The 17,582-nt window shown below is 52.3% G+C and carries 19 protein-coding genes; 8 read left to right on the top strand and 11 right to left on the bottom strand.

The annotated features are described in order from the left end of the window. Window positions 1-47 precede the first annotated feature (47 nt). Entirely contained in the window at window positions 48-1,100 is a 1,053-nt protein-coding gene (gene ribD, locus B0B12_RS10560) for a bifunctional diaminohydroxyphosphoribosylaminopyrimidine deaminase/5-amino-6-(5-phosphoribosylamino)uracil reductase RibD (protein ID WP_076670232.1), read from the top strand. Between the two features lie 85 nt (window positions 1,101-1,185). Then, window positions 1,186-1,668: a GAF domain-containing protein gene (locus B0B12_RS10555; RefSeq protein WP_076668689.1), complete on the top strand. Its 483-nt coding sequence runs from the start codon at window positions 1,186-1,188 to the stop codon at window positions 1,666-1,668. A gap of 78 nt (window positions 1,669-1,746) precedes the next feature. On the opposite strand, the gene B0B12_RS10550 is transcribed toward B0B12_RS10555, so the two are convergent. The 6 genes from B0B12_RS10550 to B0B12_RS10525 all read right to left on the bottom strand — a co-directional run bounded on the left by B0B12_RS10550 (window position 1,747) and on the right by B0B12_RS10525 (window position 7,408). Next, window positions 1,747-2,331 (bottom strand): hypothetical protein, encoded by a 585-nt coding sequence (locus B0B12_RS10550; protein WP_076668687.1) that lies wholly within the window; start codon window positions 2,329-2,331, stop codon window positions 1,747-1,749. Window position 2,332: 1 nt separating this feature from the next. Beyond that, window positions 2,333-3,145, bottom strand: coding sequence for a metallophosphoesterase family protein (locus B0B12_RS10545; RefSeq protein WP_076668685.1), 813 nt, complete (start codon window positions 3,143-3,145; stop codon window positions 2,333-2,335). A gap of 248 nt (window positions 3,146-3,393) precedes the next feature. Continuing rightward, on the bottom strand, window positions 3,394-4,077 hold the full coding sequence (locus tag B0B12_RS10540) for a phosphatidylserine decarboxylase family protein (RefSeq protein WP_076668683.1): 684 nt from the start codon (window positions 4,075-4,077) through the stop codon (window positions 3,394-3,396). 120 nt (window positions 4,078-4,197) lie between these two features. Then, complete coding sequence (locus tag B0B12_RS10535) at window positions 4,198-5,472, bottom strand: Glu/Leu/Phe/Val family dehydrogenase (protein WP_076668681.1); 1,275 nt, start codon at window positions 5,470-5,472, stop codon at window positions 4,198-4,200. Between the two features lie 95 nt (window positions 5,473-5,567). After that, entirely contained in the window at window positions 5,568-6,395 is an 828-nt protein-coding gene (locus tag B0B12_RS10530) for a phosphatidate cytidylyltransferase (protein ID WP_076668679.1), read from the bottom strand. A 47-nt stretch (window positions 6,396-6,442) separates the two neighbouring features. Continuing rightward, window positions 6,443-7,408, bottom strand: a complete 966-nt coding sequence (locus B0B12_RS10525) for a CPBP family intramembrane glutamic endopeptidase (protein WP_076668677.1) — start codon at window positions 7,406-7,408, stop codon at window positions 6,443-6,445. Between the two features lie 53 nt (window positions 7,409-7,461). Between B0B12_RS10525 and dusB the strand changes: the two genes are divergently transcribed. The 3 genes from dusB (at window position 7,462) to B0B12_RS10510 (ending at window position 10,175) form a co-directional block, all read left to right on the top strand. Continuing rightward, window positions 7,462-8,457, top strand: coding sequence for a tRNA dihydrouridine synthase DusB (dusB, locus tag B0B12_RS10520; protein WP_076668675.1), 996 nt, complete (start codon window positions 7,462-7,464; stop codon window positions 8,455-8,457). Between the two features lie 233 nt (window positions 8,458-8,690). Then, complete coding sequence (locus B0B12_RS10515) at window positions 8,691-9,533, top strand: DMT family transporter (RefSeq protein WP_244554676.1); 843 nt, start codon at window positions 8,691-8,693, stop codon at window positions 9,531-9,533. A gap of 189 nt (window positions 9,534-9,722) precedes the next feature. After that, window positions 9,723-10,175, top strand: coding sequence for a hypothetical protein (locus B0B12_RS10510; RefSeq protein ID WP_076668671.1), 453 nt, complete (start codon window positions 9,723-9,725; stop codon window positions 10,173-10,175). 31 nt (window positions 10,176-10,206) lie between these two features. Here the strand turns inward: B0B12_RS10510 and B0B12_RS10505 are convergent, their stop codons facing one another. Beyond that, on the bottom strand, window positions 10,207-11,142 hold the full coding sequence (locus B0B12_RS10505) for a GNAT family N-acetyltransferase (RefSeq protein ID WP_076668669.1): 936 nt from the start codon (window positions 11,140-11,142) through the stop codon (window positions 10,207-10,209). A gap of 256 nt (window positions 11,143-11,398) precedes the next feature. After that, on the bottom strand, window positions 11,399-12,475 hold the full coding sequence (locus tag B0B12_RS10500) for an ATP-binding protein (protein ID WP_342039366.1): 1,077 nt from the start codon (window positions 12,473-12,475) through the stop codon (window positions 11,399-11,401). A 212-nt stretch (window positions 12,476-12,687) separates the two neighbouring features. On the opposite strand from B0B12_RS10500, the gene hemA reads away from it, so the two are divergent. Beyond that, entirely contained in the window at window positions 12,688-13,962 is a 1,275-nt protein-coding gene (gene hemA / locus B0B12_RS10495) for a glutamyl-tRNA reductase (protein WP_076668665.1), read from the top strand. Window positions 13,963-14,035: 73 nt separating this feature from the next. Here hemA and B0B12_RS10490 read toward each other — a convergent pair whose 3' ends face one another. After that, window positions 14,036-14,221, bottom strand: a complete 186-nt coding sequence (locus B0B12_RS10490) for a hypothetical protein (protein WP_076668664.1) — start codon at window positions 14,219-14,221, stop codon at window positions 14,036-14,038. A 43-nt stretch (window positions 14,222-14,264) separates the two neighbouring features. Beyond that, window positions 14,265-14,558: a Bor family protein gene (locus tag B0B12_RS10485; protein WP_076668661.1), complete on the bottom strand. Its 294-nt coding sequence runs from the start codon at window positions 14,556-14,558 to the stop codon at window positions 14,265-14,267. Window positions 14,559-14,847: 289 nt separating this feature from the next. Here B0B12_RS10485 and B0B12_RS10480 point away from each other — a divergent pair, with 289 nt between their 5' ends. Continuing rightward, window positions 14,848-15,255 (top strand): hypothetical protein, encoded by a 408-nt coding sequence (locus B0B12_RS10480; protein WP_170871848.1) that lies wholly within the window; start codon window positions 14,848-14,850, stop codon window positions 15,253-15,255. A 157-nt stretch (window positions 15,256-15,412) separates the two neighbouring features. Here B0B12_RS10480 and B0B12_RS10475 read toward each other — a convergent pair whose 3' ends face one another. Continuing rightward, window positions 15,413-15,709, bottom strand: a complete 297-nt coding sequence (locus tag B0B12_RS10475; RefSeq protein ID WP_244554675.1) for an ArsR/SmtB family transcription factor — start codon at window positions 15,707-15,709, stop codon at window positions 15,413-15,415. A gap of 450 nt (window positions 15,710-16,159) precedes the next feature. On the opposite strand from B0B12_RS10475, the gene B0B12_RS10470 reads away from it, so the two are divergent. Next, a complete protein-coding gene (locus B0B12_RS10470; RefSeq protein WP_076668656.1) occupies window positions 16,160-17,386 on the top strand; it encodes a Glu/Leu/Phe/Val dehydrogenase dimerization domain-containing protein in 1,227 nt (408 codons plus the stop codon). Window positions 17,387-17,582: the final 196 nt, after the last annotated feature.

Here is a 17,582-nt window from a genome sequence, read left to right as displayed (position 1 = left end):
CGCTTAACTTTTTAACTTTCGCCTTTCTAACTTCTAAACTCCCAAACTTGACTGACGAACTGTACATGCGGCGTGCGCTGGAACTGGCTAGACTGGGCAGCGGCTATACCTACCCCAATCCGATGGTGGGCTGTGTGATCGTGCACGAGGGGAGGATTATCGGCGAGGGATGGCACCGCGTGTTCGGTGGGCCGCACGCCGAAGTCAACGCCATTGCCAGTGTGCAGGACAAAAGCCTGCTGCCCCAAAGCCGGGTGTACGTCACACTAGAGCCTTGTTCGCACTTTGGCAAAACACCGCCTTGCGCGGATCTGCTGATTAGCAGCGGCGTGCGCGATGTCGTGATCTGCAACACCGACCCCAACCCGAAAGTAGCCGGCCGTGGCATCAAAAAACTGTTTGATGCGGGAGCACAGGTAAAAGTAGGCGTGCTGGAGAGCGAAGGACTGGAACTGAACAAGCGCTTCTTTACTTTCCATACCCGAAAGCGGCCTTACATTCTGCTCAAGTGGGCCGAGTCGGCAGACGGGTTCATCAGCGGACCGAACAACCAGCAGGTGCAGATCAGCGGACCACTCTCGCGCAGGCTGGTGCACAAGTGGCGCTCCGAGGAGCAGACCATTATGGTGGGCAGCCATACGGCAGCGGGCGACAACCCGCGTCTGGACACCCGTTTCTGGCCCGGCCACAGTCCGCTGCGCGTGGTCATCGACCGCAAACTGCAACTGCCCGCGCACCTGCACCTGTTCGACAAAAGTATACCCACAGTGGTGTATACCTACCAGCAGCCGGGTGAGCAGCACGAGAATCTGCAGTATGTGCAACTGCGCGAAGGCGAGCCCCTGCTGTCGCAGCTGATGCAGGACCTGCACCAGCGCCAGGTGTTGTCGCTGCTTGTGGAGGGCGGCACTTACCTGCTTAAAAGTCTGTTGAAGGAGAACCTGTGGGACGAAGCGATCTGTTTCAAGAGCCAGGCCCTGGTGCTGCGCGAAGGCACTCCGGCTCCAGGTATGGCGCACAGCCAGCTGCTCGAAGTACAGAACCTTGGCTCCGACAGGCTTTTGCATTACCAGAATAGTATGTCAGAACTTAACTTTTAACCCTGCGCGGTGGGTGTGCTGATCTGTCCTGCAGGTATAGCTACTCTTCGAACCGCGCACTTATACCTATACCTTACCCTAAATTATGGCTGAATCACTTATAGTAGACCAGACGCTTAGCAAAGAAGAAAAATACAAGTCGCTCTTACCTCAGATCGAGGCGCTGGTAACCGGCGAAACCGACCTGATCGCCAACCTGTCCAACATGATGGCCGCCCTACACCAGGGCATGGGCTTCTTTTGGGTGGGCGTGTACTTCAACAAGGAGGGTCAGCTGGTGCTGGGTCCTTTTCAGGGGCCGGTGGCCTGCACCCGTATACCATACCACAAAGGCGTTTGCGGCGCCTGCTATACCCGACGCGAAACCATCCTGGTGCCGGACGTAGAGGCTTTCCCGGGACACATCGCCTGCAGCAGCGACTCCAAGTCTGAGATCGTGATACCAGTGATAAAAGACGGCGAGGTGAAACTCGTGCTCGACGTGGACAGCGACAAGCTCAACGACTTCGACGAAGTAGATCAGAAGTACCTCGAGCAACTGATGAAGCTGGTGGAGAGCTGGTACTAAGCCCTCTCTCATTGGCAAAAGAAAAGGCCTTGTCTCTTCTCCGGGACAAGGCCTTTTTTAACTATGCTGTCATTTTCGCTACAACCTCACTCGCACGCCCAGCGCCAGGTTAAAGATCTTGCCCGGACCTAAATATTTGGGGTTCTGGATGTATGAGATCAGGTATTCGGCACTCGTGTTCACTTCGTAGTACAGTGCCAGCCGCTGCAGCTTCTCCACACGGGCAAAGTCCACCTGACCGCCCAGGTGCAGGTATAGGTGCAGCGCCGTCGGGAAGCCGTAGTAGCCCCTTTCGTATTTATCGCGCGGTTCCACAATAAAATACTGCTCCCCAAAGGTATAGGCCAGCTGCACACCCGTGCGCAAGGGCTGCCAATCCAGCGACCTGACAGGTATCGTTTTGAAAGGGACGGCAGTAGCCTTCAGCGCGGCCGTCCAGATGTGGTCTCCGCCGATGCTCTCCGGCAGATAGCCCACAAACAAATCCGTCTCCAGCTTTTCCTGAAAGAAGCTCCGTCCTATACCTGCCGACACAAACCCAATGCTGCCCGCATACTGCACCTTGGCATGGTAGGGCGAAAGCGCACTGTCCTGGCCATGGGAGGTGAAAGGGCTCAGCAAGAGCAGCAGGCTGGCCAGCCATATGATGAATGTTTGATTCATATCAGTAGGCAACCCTTTCAAAACTATAGCCGCCTTCCCATACCTTGAGGTAAGTGAATTCGCGCTCTTTTACAGTGGAAGTGGCCAGGTATAGCACGTCTTCATCATAACGGAAGTCGGCCCTGAAGCCGTGAATGTGCCCGTGCAGACTCAACTGCACCCGTTCGCTTTCCTTTAAGGTGTTGTGAAAGACCTTTTCCAGATCGGCATCAAAATCGGTGTCGTAAGGTGGTATGTGCGAGACGGCAATGGCCTGTTGCCACGTGTCACCTTCTTGGTGGAGCAGCTGTTTGTCCAGCCAGTCGATGTCGGGCACCTTGCCGTTGTAGTTGTACTCCATGCTGTTGGTGTCGATGAACATAAAGCGGGTATGGCCGTAGTCGAAGCTGTAGTTGAAGGCGCCGTACATCTGCTCGTATACCTTGCGCCCGTTGGCCAGCAGGTCGTGGTTACCCACCACCGTCAGGTAGGGCCACTTCAGCCCTTTCATGATGTCGTGCACCCAACGGAACTCCTGCGACATACCAAAGTCAGAAATATCGCCCTGGTGAATCACAAAATCGATATACGGGAAGGTGTTAGCTTTGTCGACAAAGGCTTCGGCCGCGTCATAGAAGCGTTGCGTGTCGCCCATCACGAGCAGGTGCAGCGTGTCGCCGGGTTGCTGCTGTTGCAGCCGCGCTAGGTTGCGGGCAGTGAGGTTGCGCTCGTCTTCGTTTAATATAATCTGATTCGGATGGTATTCGAACAACTCTTCGCAAGCCGAAAGCAGCGCTAGGCTCAGGAAGAGTAAGAGGGAGTAAAATTTTCTCATAGGTGCAATTGGCGCCATCATCATGCTTTTGTCCTAACGCTTTTCAAGGAAGAATGTTAGTCACCAGCTCTACGGCCGCAATTTCAGGATGCAAATTTAATGTTTAAACACCAGCCATGCTTCTAAACAGCTCTAAATCTTTTACTGGAGGCCTTGCACAGGTATAGCCCACCAGCAAAAGAGCCATGCCGGAGATCGTCTCCAGCATGGCTCTTGCAATGTCTTCGCTTATAAAGCTTTTGTTGATCCTATCCGAATAAGGTCGGCGGTGCTGTCTTGAGTTGGGCAATCACAGTCTGGCCGCCTTTGGTTTTCTGGCCGAGTTCTACTTTCACTTCCGCGTCCAGCGGCAGGAAGATGTCTACGCGCGAGCCGAACTTGATGAAGCCAAATTCCTCGCCCTGGCTTACCTCATCGCCCTCGTTCACATACCACACAATGCGGCGCGCCATCGCACCGGCAATCTGGCGGAACAGTACCTCCGGACCAGCCGTGGACTCTACCACCACCGTGGTGCGCTCGTTCTGCGTGCTTGACTTCGGGTGCCAGGCCACAAAATAGTTGCCCGGGTGGTATTTGAAATAGCTCACAATGCCGGACACCGGGTTGCGCGTGATGTGCACGTTGATCGGCGACATGAAAATAGAGATCTGCTTGCGCTTGTCTTTGAAGTACTCTGTCTCCTCCACTTCCTCGATCACCACCACTTTGCCATCGGCTGGCGCCACGATCAGGTCTTCGTGCAGGAGCAGGTTGCGGTAAGGGCTGCGGAAAAACTGCAGGATGAGCAGGAAGAGCACTACTGAAACACCGGAGAAAATCTTGTTGAAGGTCTTGTTATCGGCGTTGAAATGGTACAGCAACAGGTTGAGTACGACCAAAATCAACAGAGTAAAAAATAGAATCCTTCTTCCTTCTTTATGAATTTTCATCCGTGAAAACTAAATGCTACAGGTCCTTTATAAGTTATAATAGCCCATCCAGTTTCTTAGATGGGCTATTACTGCTTCAAAATTATATAATCTTTCGATTATTTTAACAAAAATCTTCTCTTAGAAGCCGCCGCGGTACTTATACGTCATGGCTACCTTGTCAATTGCCACGATGTAAGCAGCTATACGCATTGGCACGTTGTACTTTTGCGAAGCAGCATACACACGCTCAAACGACTCGTTCATGATGCGCTCGGCACGCTCGTTTACGCGATCCAGCGTCCACTTAAAGCCCATGCGGTTCTGCACCCACTCGAAGTACGACACGGTTACGCCACCTGAGTTAGCCAGGATGTCCGGCACTACCATGATGCCCTTCTCGTTGATGATGTTGTCGGCTTTGTAGGAAGTAGGACCATTGGCGCCCTCTACGATCAGGCGGGCCTGAATCTGGTCTACGTTCTTGATCGTAATCACGTCTTCCACGGCGGCTGGCACCAGCACGTCCACTTTAGAGATCAGCAGCTCATCGTTGCTGATCTTCTCGGCGTTCTTATAGCCTTCCAGACGGCCTTTGTTGTTGTTCTTGTATTCGATCGCCTCTTCGATGTCGATGCCGTTGTCGTTCCAGTAGGCGCCGCTCACGTCGCTTATACCCAGGATCTTCACACCGCGCTCGGCCATCAGTTTGGCAGCCCAGGCACCCACGTTACCAAATCCCTGAATCACGGCAGTTGATTTGGCCGGGTCCATGCCCAGTTTGTCCATCGCCGCCATCGCCGATACCATTACACCGCGACCAGTGGCTTCCACACGGCCTAGCGAACCACCCAGTACCAACGGCTTGCCCGTTACCACAGCATGTATGGTAGAGCCTTTCATACGGGAGTATTCGTCCATTAGCCAGGCCATCTCGCGCGGACCGGTGCCCATGTCTGGCGCAGGAATGTCCTGATCCGGACCGAAGGTGTCTACCAACGCCTGGGTATAGGCTCTGGTCAGACGCTCCATTTCACCGGCCGACATCGAGAAAGGATCGCAGATGACACCGCCTTTGGCACCGCCATAAGGGATGTCCACCACGGCGCACTTCCAGGTCATCCAGGCGGCCAGCGCCTTCACCTCGTCCAGGAACACGTCCGGGGCAAAGCGGATACCGCCTTTAGACGGCCCCAGGATAGTGGAGTGAATCACACGGTAACCTTCGAACACGCGTACTTTGCCGTCGTCCATTGTAACAGGCACGTTCACGATCACCTGACGTGTCGGTGTTTTGAGTACGTTATAAACTTCCTCATCCAAGCCCAGAATCTCGGCCGCGATGTTGAAACGCGACATCATCGATTCAAATGGGTTTTCCCTGTCCTTTATCGGTGCTGGCTCTTTGTATAACATTATTTTTAAGCTTGATTTTATCAGTGAGTAACAATTATGGTGGTAAAGTTATGTAATTATTACATACTCACACCTAAACCTTCACCAACATTAAGTTAGAATATTTTAAGGAAAGCGACGATGAACGGAATGGCCATCACCAGGCTGTCGAAGCGGTCCAGAATGCCGCCATGGCCGGGCAGCAGCGTGCCCGAGTCTTTTACGCCCAGGCTCCGTTTCAGCAGCGACTCCACAAGGTCGCCCAGCACACCAAAAACCGACACAATGCTCGCTACCCCCAGCCACTGGTAGAGCTCCAGATCGAGGAAGAACATGGACAGCACCCAGCCCACCACGAGCGTCAGAATGGTGCCGCCAATCCAGCCTTCCCAGGTTTTGCCGGGAGAGATGCGCTCGAAAAGTTTGTTCTTGCCGAAGTTCTTTCCTGCGATGTAGGCACCCGTGTCAGACGACCAGATTAGCAGCAGCAGCCCCAGGACAGGTTGCCAGCGGTACTCACCCTGCAAATAACCGAGCTGCTGCAGCAGCGAAAAGGGCACAGCGATGTAGAGCACGCCCAGCAAGGTAAAGGCGATGTTGGTGAACGGCTGCGCCTGTTTGCGGTACAGCTCCAGCACAAATACCAGGAACAGGGCCGGCAGGAAGAGGTATAGCAGTTCGGTCGGGGCGTCGGCCTGCTCAAACAGGAAAACGGCGATGAAAATGCCGGCTGCCAGCAGCGTGCCGTATACCTTGTTGGCTTTTATACCTGCCGTGGCTGCCAGCCGGTAAAACTCCAGCGTGCCCAGCACGGTAAGCCCCAGAAAAAGGATAAAGAAAGTCCACTCGCTTAAAATGATGCCTCCGATGAAGAGGGCCGCCCCCAATACTCCGACAATCAGGCGTTGTTGTAAATTGTTAAGGGCAGATAGCTTGGTGCTCATGCGATATAGGTTGCCGGCAGCATCAGAAGCCGGGTGTTAGTCTCGAATTAAGTGTTCTCGCGCTCTCCCGCTGCCTCGGCTATGCTTTCGGGGCGGGTAGGCGTGAGCATAAATTGCTTGTAAAGGTAATAGATTAGGGCAGCACTCAGCACTGCCGAGATCAAAATGGTCAGGATCGGCATCGGCTCTGTCGACTCCACATTAAAATCGATGGTGCCCGTCTGCTGCAGGTATAGCAAAAACACCGTAAAGCCATTGTTGAAGAAGTGCGCGATAATCGGTACCCAAATGTTGCCCGACCACAGGTATAAGTAACCGAACAGAGCGCCCAGCAACACACGCGGCACAAAGCCAAAGAACTGCACGTGTATGGCCGAGAAGATGATGGCCGCCACCCAAACCGCCACATGCGCATTGCCTGACCAGCGGTGCACCTGGCGTTGCAGCACGCCCCTGAACACCAACTCCTCGCCGATGGCAGGTATAACGGCAATCACCAAAAGGCCTGCCAGCAGGCGTGGTACCGTCCCGAAATTGGCGATCAGTTTGGTAAGCTCCGCCAGCTCGTCTTCCTTGGCACGCGCCCACTCCTCAAAACCCTTCATAAAACCGGGCAGCGAAAGCTCCGCGTTCCAGTTGATGATAAGCGAGTTGGCCGGCATGATGAAGATGATCAGAAAACCCGCGAGTAGCAGCAAAATGGGCAGCGGCAGTTTTTTCCAGTTCAGGTAATGGTCGATGTTCACGTTTGCCAGGCGCAGCATCAGCAGCGGCGCCAGCACAAAAGAGCAGAATTGCACCAGCCCCTGAAAGAGCAGTAGTGCATCGGCCGCCTCCGGGTGTTCCGTTGGGTTAGCCAGCAGGTTGGTCAGGTCCATCACCTCTATTCCGAGCACCGTCGTTACCAGCGCCAGGTATATAAAACTGGCCACAAAATAGCCGCCCAGCATAAACGCCAGCAACAGCAGCAGTACTAAAAACGGGTGTCGATCTTCGGAGATGAAACCTTTCATAGAGAAGATTAGGTTTAATTGACGTAAATTTACGTGAAAAATTAACTTTTGCTTTGGTAAAGATAGCGAACATAGAACTGGGCGAGTTTCCGCTGCTGCTGGCACCGATGGAGGACGTGAGCGATCCGCCTTTCCGGAAAGTGTGCAAAGCCAACGGGGCCGACCTGATGTATACCGAGTTCATATCCTCTGAGGGACTGATACGTGATGCCGCCAAAAGTGTGCAAAAACTCGACATTTTTGACTACGAGCGCCCCATCGGCATTCAGATCTTCGGATCCGAGATCGACTCGATGCGCGAGGCCGCCATTGTGTCGTCGCAGGCCGGCCCGGACCTGATCGACATCAACTACGGCTGCCCTGTGAAGAACGTGGCCTGCAAAGGAGCCGGTGCCGCCTTGTTGCGCGATATCCCGAAGATGGTGAAGATGACCGAGGAGATTGTGAAAGCCACCCACCTGCCCGTGACCGTGAAGACGCGTCTGGGCTGGGACGAGGATACCAAAAACATTGTAGAAACAGCTGAAAGGCTGCAGGACATCGGCATCAAGGCGCTGAGCATACACGGCCGCACCCGCGTGCAGATGTACAAGGGCGAAGCCGACTGGCGCCTGATTGCGGAGGTGAAGAACAACCCACGCATGAAGATCCCCATCTTCGGCAACGGCGACATCGACTCACCGGAGAAGGCGCTGGAGTACCGCAACAGGTATGGCGTTGACGGCATCATGGTGGGCCGCGCCTCCATTGGCCATCCGTGGATCTTCAACGAGATCAAGCATTACATGGCAACTGGCGAGCTTTTGCCGCCGCCAACTTTGGAGGAGCGCGTAGAAGTTTGCCGCCAGCACTTCACGCATTCGCTGGAGTGGAAGGGCGATAAGCTGGGCATTTTTGAGATGCGCCGCCATTACACCAACTACTTCCGTGGCCTGCCGCACTTCAAGCCCCTGCGCATGAAACTGGTGCAGTCCGAAGACATCCAGGAAATTTACGACACGCTGGATGAGATTGCCCAGACGATGAGCTACGCAGCAGAAGAAGTTTAAGAGTTTGAGAGTGATGAGTTGAAGAATTTCGAACTCTCAATGCAAAATTTAATTAAGGAGTTGGGGTATCGGCATACGTGTTGAGACTTCAACTCCTTTTATATTTGCAGACGAGTTTAGAGGTTCAACTTCCAACTCTTAAACTCTCTAACTCCTAAATTCTTAAACTTATCAAAACCATCCCCTCTCCCACCAAAGAGCAAACAGGTATTCCGGCCATCGCCTGGGTCCTGGTGATCATACTGGCCCTGATCTGGGGCACCTCGTTTATTCTCATCAAGAAGGGCCTGGTCGTTTACTCTTCGGACGAGCTGGGTGCGCTGCGCATGGTGATTGCCTGCGCCGCCCTGTTGCCTTTTGCCATTAAGAATGTGCGCAAGGTAGAGCCACACCGCTGGAAGTATCTCTTGGGCAGTGGTCTTCTTGGCAACTTCCTGCCGGCCTTTCTGTTTGCCATTGCCGAGACGCGCCTGGCCAGCGGATTGGCGGGTGTGCTTAACTCGCTCACGGCTCTATTTACGCTGCTGGTAGGTGCCGCCCTGTTTGGTCAGTCCATCACCTGGATGCGCATGCTCGGTATTGTGGTAGGTATAGCGGGTACGGCGGTGCTCATCTTCTCAGGCAACGGCAACGCCGAGCTCGACAACATGTACTATGGCCTGTACATCGTGCTGGCCACCATTTTCTACGGCATCAGCGCCAACCTCATCAAGTTCCGCCTCCACGGCATGAAGGCTATTGCGGTCTCCAGTCTGGCCCTGCTTACGGTGGGCCCTGTGGCGCTCGTATACCTGCTCACCACCGATTTCCTTTACAAGCTGCAGCATGTGCCCGGCGCCTGGGAGGCGCTGATGTATATTGCCATCCTGGCCGTGTTCAGCACCGCCATTGCCTTAGTGCTCTTCAATAAGCTGATCCAGATGTCGACCACCCTGTTTGCCAGCTCTACCACCTACCTCATACCTGTGGTGGCGCTGATGTGGGGTGTGCTGGACGGCGAAGTCATTCACCTTTGGCATTATGTGGGCATGGTCGTTATCCTGGCGGGCGTGTTTATTGTCAACCGGGCAAAATAGTTACCAAAGATCAGCAAGTCTATACCTGCATCAGCGGCCGCTGTCCTACCCGGGCAGAGGCTGTTTTATTTTATCCGGCAAGGTTTGCCATAGTAGGATTTTCAAGTCTCGAGATAATTCGCTTATTTCATTGAGTCGGGCCCGGATGTTTCGCGCCCAATCATCAGCAATCCCTTAACCAAAGCCTAAATGATCCCAAAGCTGCAGCCCATAGAAGGTATAGCACAGTCTGAAAAACTGGCCGAAGAGTTTAACCGCATGCAACAGCTGATTGATGCGCTGAACAGCAAAGCCATACCGGAAGGTATAGCCGCCACTATTACACAGCAGCTGGAGCCACTCAACGGCCTCAATATTCCCGCTAAGGAGCATACTGCCAAACTGAAAGAAACCCGAAGCGCTATCCTGAAGCTTGTGGAGAAGCAACTAAACCTGGTTCCGCAGAAGCATCATCTGAAACTGTGGCTGGCACTGGGCATGTCGACATTTGGCTTGCCGTTCGGGGTCGTGTTTTCGCTGGCGCTGAAGAATTTCGCCTTACTTGGGCTGGGCTTACCCATTGGGATGGGTATAGGTATGGGCATTGGTGCTAAACTGGATGAAAAGGCCAAATCCGAAGGCCGGCAGTTGGATCTGGAATAGACTTGCACAAGGTGCTTCTATACCTGAAAAGCTAAAAGTCCAGTCTGTAGAAGTCGTGCACTAACGTGCGGGCACCGTAGCTCTCTTTGTAGTTCACCAGTCCTTCGTTCAGGTATAGACCCTGCTGCTCTGTGGAGATGCCGAAACTGAAGTATTTTTTGTGCGCGTATACCTGCCGGATCAGGTGGTCGAGCAGCACGTAAGCGGCGCCTTCTTCCTGCGCCCGGTCGCTGGCACCAATATACTGGCAGTGGGCCACAATAGCCGTTTCGTAGACCAGGGCACCGGTCAGCAGTTCATTTCCCTCCGTGATGGTATAGTGGCTGATGTTTTCGGGAAATAGTTGCGCCAGCCTCGCGACTTCCTCCGCCGTGTGCACCGGCTGCAGCTTGTGCCTGCTCTGGAGCTGGGATGCCACCAACTGCATAAAACCGGCGTAATTCTCTGACCGCTGTACCTGCCACTCCCGCTGCTGCCCCTGCGACAGTCGCCAGCGGCGGTCTTTGCTATACCTGACAGGCTGCCCCAGGTCGATCACGGAATTCACATCGCGGCGGTAGAGCGTGGCGCCATACCTGAACAGCGCATACAGATCTTCCTCGGCTGGCAGCTGGTGGTAGATGTGGGGTGTCGCTTTGTAGAAGAGTGTTTTGAAATGCTGCTCCTGGCTATACCTGACCAAGGCATCGAACACCTGCAGCATCAGCGGGCTCTTCATTTTCCTGCCACTCACCAGTCCCCCATAGCTCAGTCCTTCGTGCGAGTGCAGCTCATCGTTCGCCACATTCGCCGGGAGCACTGCCATAAGCTTGTCTTTGTGGTAGAACAGCAGCGAGTGGTCTTCGAAGCGGTCGGCATGATAGGCCATGTAGTCGCGCTGGAGCAGGAACGTACCGTTTTTGGAGGCCTTTACAAAAGCATCCCACTCCGCCTTATACCTATCGCTATACCTGACTACTGCTACCACTTGGGATGACTATGTGACAAAAGACTGTTGGACAAGGGGACAAAGATAGGTATACCTGCGAATGGTCGCTATACCTGCAATTCATAAGCGCTATACCTGTGAGGTCGCCGTACGCACGATTCGGACAGGTCGCGCCCTGTCCCTACAGGGAAACGGCAATGCTCGTAGCCTCACGACATTACTGTTTAACGCCACTTCTAAACTCTAAAACCCCTCAACCCCCAACTTTCTAACTTCTAAACTTTCAAACTTAAACTCATCTGTTTAGCACAATCCGGAAGGTGGTGCCTTTGCCGATCTCGGAAGACCTAACATACAGCCTGCCTTCGTGGTAGTTGTCGATGATACGCTTGGCCAGCGCCAGGCCCAGGCCCCAGCCTCGTTTTTTGGTCGTAAAGCCGGGCAGAAATACCGAGTCCATCTTGCTTTTGGGTATACCCTTGCCCGTGTCGCTGATGTCGAGCGCGATCTGGCTTTTGCCCAGTAGTGAGAGCTGTAGCCGGATGCTGCCGCGACCCTCCATCGCATCCACCGCATTTTTGCAGATGTTCTCAATCACCCAGTCGAATAGCGGCACGTTCACCTTGGCGGTGATCTCTGGAGCAAAGTTAGACACCACCGTAAAGTCGACCTTGCTCGAGATGCGGTTTTGCAGGTAGCCGATCGCGTTTTCCGTCACCTGCAGGATGTTCTCATCGCGCAGCAGCGGCACTGAACCGATGTTGGAGAAGCGCTCCGTGATGATCTCCAGCCGCCGGATGTCCTTCCAGAGCTCGGCCGTGATGGGCTCGTTTTCGAACTTCGGGCTAGCCTTCATGTACTCGTACCAAGCCATGAGAGAGGAGAGCGGTGTGCCCAATTGGTGCGCTGTTTCTTTGGCAAGGCCCACCCATACCCTGTTCTGTTCGGCCTTGCGCGAGTAGCTGAAAGCAAAGTAAGCCATCAGGGCAAAGCAGGCAATCACCATCAGCTGCACATAGGGGTAGTAGCGAAGCTGCGAAAGCAGGTCCGAGTCTTTGTAGAACACATAGTTCTCCGAGCCCTCCGCCCAAGGCACCACAATCGGGGCATGCTGCGCCTTCATGCGGGCGATTTCGCGCTGCAACAGCTCATTTTTTCGGCTTTCTGAAATGTTCTCAGGCAGGTTGATGTTCTTATAATCGAGAATATTCTCGTACTCGTCCGTAAGGATAACGGGGATGGTGTGGTTAGAGGAAAGTATCTCCTCTTCGATAAAAACGATGTTATCGTCGCTGGGCGCATTGATCATGTAGCGCAGCCCCTTGGCATAAAGCTGCACCAGTTCCTGCTCTCTTTCAGACAATTTGCTCACTAATACGTTAGTGTACGTAATAGTAACCGCCCCAATAATGAGTGCGACAATAACGACGAGAAACTTTATTCGGTTTTTCTGGGCGTAAATGGGAATCATGCGGTGGCGCGAAAATTATCTGAAATTTGTATAAATTAATTAATAAGGGCAAGTAAGTTTCTTTTTAATAAGCAAAGCAGTAATTTTGCATTTTAGTATTCCGAAAGTAAGTTATGCTTCAGAACTTTAAAGCAATCAGCCTCTCGTACAAGAAAGCGCCGCTGGATATCAGGGAACTGATTGCCTTAGATGAGAACTCGTGCAGGCAATTCCTTCAGACACTGAAAAGCTTTATTCAGGCTTCTGACATACTGGTGCTCTCTACCTGCAACCGCACCGAGGTATACTATAACTCCGACCTGGACTATAGTACCGAAATCGTCAAGCTGCTTGGCATCACCAAGGGTATCGACAACATCACCCAGTACTTCGACTATTTCACCATCCTCAACGAGCACAACGATGCCGTACAGCATTTATTTGAGGTAAGCATGGGGCTCGAGTCGCAGGTGGTGGGCGATATGCAGATCACCAATCAGGTGAAGCAGTCGTACCAGTGGGCGGCCGACAACGAAACGGCCGGTCCGTTTCTGCACCGCCTGATGCACACCATCTTCTTCACCAACAAGCGCGTGGTGCAGGAGACTGCCTTCCGCGATGGGGCTGCCTCTACCTCCTATGCCGCCATTGAGCTGATAGAGGAGCTGACGGCCGATGTGGTGGCTGAGCCGAAGATCCTGGTGGTGGGAGTAGGTGAGATTGGCGCCGATGTGTGCCGCCACCTCAAAGACAAAGGCTACCAGCATGTCACCATCACGAACCGCACCATGGCCAAGGCGCAGATCCTGGCAGACGAGTGCGGCATGGCCGTGCTTCCGTTTGAGGAGATCGTGCAGGGCCTGAAAGAGGCGGACGTGATCATCTCGTCGGTGGCGCGCGAAACGCCTTTCTTCACCAAAGAAATGATCCAGCGCCTGAACGTGCTCACGTTTAAGTTCTTCATCGACCTGTCGGTGCCGCGCAGTGTGGAGGCCGAGGTAGAAGCTGTGCCGGGCGTGCTGGTTTACAACATCGACACGATCCAAAACAAGGCATCTGCCGCGCTTCAGCAGCGCATCAACTCCGTGCCGCAGGTACACGCCATTGTCGAAGAGTCGATCGAGCAGTTCAACGACTGGTCGAAAGAGATGATGGTGTCGCCTACGATTAACAAGCTGAAGAACGCGTTGGAGTCGATCCGTCAGGAAGAGATGGCCCGCTACATGAAGAAGCTCGGCCCGAAAGAAGCCAAACTGATTGACAATATCACCAAATCGATGATGCAGAAAGTGATTAAGCTGCCGGTGCTGCAGCTGAAAGCGGCCTGCAAGCGCGGCGAAGCCGAAACGCTGATCGATCTGCTAAACGATCTGTTCGACCTGGAAAAACAGGGAGTGGACGCGAATTAACGACAGAAAATTATAGACATAAAAAAAAGCTGGCCCTTACGGACCAGCTTTTTTTCGTTTCTTGAAATATTGTCTATTCCTGTATAAAAAGCTTTTTGCCAACCACAAAGGCACTGATCAACACCAGTGCAAACAGTATGCAGTTGCCCACCAGGTAACCCAGTCCGTATTCGGAAAGCTTCTCAAACTCCAGGGAAAAAATCGCATAGCCGAAATAGATCGCCAACACAGTCAGAACCAAGAATACAAACACCTTCATGATATCGGATTGGAGGATTACGAGCGTAAAGCTTCAGGAATAATTATTTAGTAACGATTGTGGTAGTTGGCGTGTAGATACCCCATGTCAGCGCATTCAGCAGACCGTCAACGAAGGTATGCGTAACTGTTACGGTGTAGTTCTCAGCGCCTCCAGCCATTTCTTTCGGGTTTGATGTGCTGATCGGAGCCAGGCCGTAGATCAGGTAGTGGTTCATTTTCTTCACCTGCACGTTAGACTGCGCGCCGCTACCAACAGTGAATGTGTAGGTATAGCAAGAAGACATAGAAAGCGCCATAGCTGCGCCTACAACAAGCGAAAGTAAATTTCTTTTCATTTTGTAAGTGAGTATAAAAGTATATAAATGTTTGAACTCACGAATATACAAAATTCTATATATATACAATTCTTAATTAAAATTGGTAATACTTGTTGACGCTGACTTTAAACCTGAATCAAAAAAATTGGCTTTTATAATCTTATAATTTGCTCTATATAAATATTTATACATATCTTTGCACATATAAATATTCTAACAAGATATTTAACCAATCCGAAAATTACCTGTCCAGGCTACGAGAACATCGCTAAACGAAACTCAATTTATTACCCTTAGTGCAACGAAAATGAAAAACATCTCTACATTCCTATCTTTTGTCACTGTTGTTCTTCTTTTCAGCTCATGTACCAGCCATTCGTTTATGCTGACAGAGCGCGATATTGCCAACGACGGCATCGCTCCGATTGAGCGGTCAGAGTACAGACTAGTGGCCGACAAGCCGGCGGATGCTTATACAGATGCAGACGCCAGATGGGTGGCCACTTCCAAACCCCATGTTGCCGCTACTTCTTCCCGCGTGGTGCGCCGCACCGAGGCCGTGGCACTTTCTGCCGCCACTACCCACGAAGGGCACGAGATTCTGAAGCGCGAGGTTGAGAAAGCCATGAAAAAGGAAAAGCCAACTGCAACTCCCGCCAAAAAGGGCGTGAAGACAAAAAAGCAGAAAGAAACTGGCGATAAAATCCTGTTGTAAGCCCCAACATTTGCCTGAAGCGGTAATTCGTAAACCGACTGATTTATTTAGTAAAGAAAAAGCCAAAGGTCCCCGTCTACTTCTTCAAGAGAAGGTAACGGAGACCTTTGGCTTTTCTATGAATGTACTATCTGGTGCTACGGCACCGGGCGGATCACTAGATATCAATGCAGCATTCCTCCAGGCAGTCGATCACGTCGATCAGCTTCGGAATGGCAAGGGAGTAATAAATTTTAGTACCTACTTTAAAGGAAGAAAGCACTCCCTTATCCTTCAGCGTAATCAAATGCTGCGAAGCAATGGCCTGTGGCAGGTCCAGGTACTTGTAAATTTCCGTAACAGTCATTTTATCTTCCTTGCCGAGCAAGTCCACTATCGCCAGCCTTTTCGGGTGCGCCAGCACTTTCAGCATGGCCGCCGCCTTATCTATTTTCTTAGATTCAATTCTAGACAACAAACTTTTCATAATTAATAATTATACCTAACAGTTTCTACATACATTTAAACAATACAATTCATATTAAGATATATACGGCAACAGCGACATTTGGCTGATGTAGCTTCAAAGGATTTTTAAAATTTTCTTCTGAAGCACGCCATAACACAACACACTCCTTGTCAGACACATCCTTAATGCTGAATTGAGTAGGTGTACGTATAAAAATTAAAATTGGATATATGAAATACTTAATGTTACTAGATTACTATATGAACCCGCTCTCTTTGTCTCTCTCCGCGAAATGTACAACAGACTGGCGGCCGGTCGAAAAAACGGTGTCGTAACGCGCAATCCCAGTACAGTCCAATCCATACCTCTGCAAGGCGCTACCGTTTTGCCGACCTGCTCGCTCCGATGTATTTTCGTACCTTTGCGGTCTGTAAACCCTTAACCACAAACAAACCCATGAAAGAGCTTCTCGAAAAATTTGAGAATAAACGACCTGAGATAGTATTTGAGTGGAAAGACGCTGAAACCGAGGCCGAAGGCTGGGTAGTGATTAACTCGCTGCGCGGCGGCGCGGCTGGTGGCGGCACCCGTATGCGCAAAGGCCTGGACAAGCGCGAAGTAGAGTCCCTGGCCAAAACCATGGAAGTGAAGTTCACGGTGTCTGGTCCGGCCATCGGCGGAGCCAAGTCAGGCATAAACTTCGACCCGGCCGACCCACGCAAGCGCGGCGTGCTGGAGCGCTGGTACAAGGCGGTTATTCCACTGCTCAAGAGCTACTATGGCACCGGCGGCGACCTGAATGTGGACGAGATACATGAAGTAATTCCGATTACCGAAGACTACGGTCTGTGGCACCCCCAGGAAGGCGTGGTGAACGGCCACTTTAACGCCACCGAACCGCAGAAGATCAACAAGATCGGGCAGCTGCGCCAGGGGGTGATCAAGGTGATCGAGGACCCAGCCTATACCCCTGCGGCGGCCCGCAAGTACACCGTAGCCGACATGATTACGGGCTATGGCGTGGCCGAGGCGGTTTGCCATTACTATACGATCTGGGGCGGCTCATTCGAGGGCAAGCGCGCCATCATCCAGGGCTGGGGTAACGTAGGCGCTGCCGCGGCCTTCTACCTGGCCGGCAAGGGCGTAAAGATTGTAGGCATCATCGATCGCGCAGGCGGTTTGATCAAAGAGGAAGGCTTCTCATTTGACGAGATCCGGGAGCTTTTCCTAACCCGACAGGGCAACACGCTTTATGCCGAAAACCTGATCCCGTTCGAGGAGATGAACAATCGCATTTGGTCGCTTCCTGCCGAAATATTCATACCTGCCGCCGCGTCGCGGCTGGTGACGCGCGGACAGCTCGAGCAAATGATCGCCAGCGGCCTGGAGGTCATCTCATGCGGGGCCAACGTGCCGTTCCAGGATCCGGAGATATTCTTCGGCCCTACCGGGGAGTTCGCCGACCGCAACATATCCGTTATACCTGACTTTGTAGCCAACTGCGGTATGGCGCGTGTATTCGCTTACCTGATGGAGCACGAAGTGGAGATCACCGACGACGCCATCTTCCACGACATTTCCCGTGTCATCCGGGAGGCTTTGGAGAAGACCCACAAGAAGAACCAGGCGAAAACAGAGATCGCCAAGACCTCTTTTGAAATAGCGCTCAGCCAGTTGCTTTAGGCTTGCTGTAAAGTCAATATGACATAGGTATAAATAAAAAAGCCGGAGAAACTCCGGCTTTTTTTTCACCCTTATATTTTCATGCTGTATCGGCTTTCTTAACAAGATAGGACCTTACCAAGGAGCCTTACATTATATCTTCACATCTATCCACAAAATCAACGCAAATCATTATTGTAATTTTGTTTTATCTAAC

It is taken from the genome of Pontibacter indicus (assembly GCF_900156345.1).
In the GTDB taxonomy this organism is placed as follows: Bacteria; Bacteroidota; Bacteroidia; order Cytophagales; family Hymenobacteraceae; genus Pontibacter; species Pontibacter indicus.
This window is presented reverse-complemented; position numbering and strand designations above follow the sequence as displayed.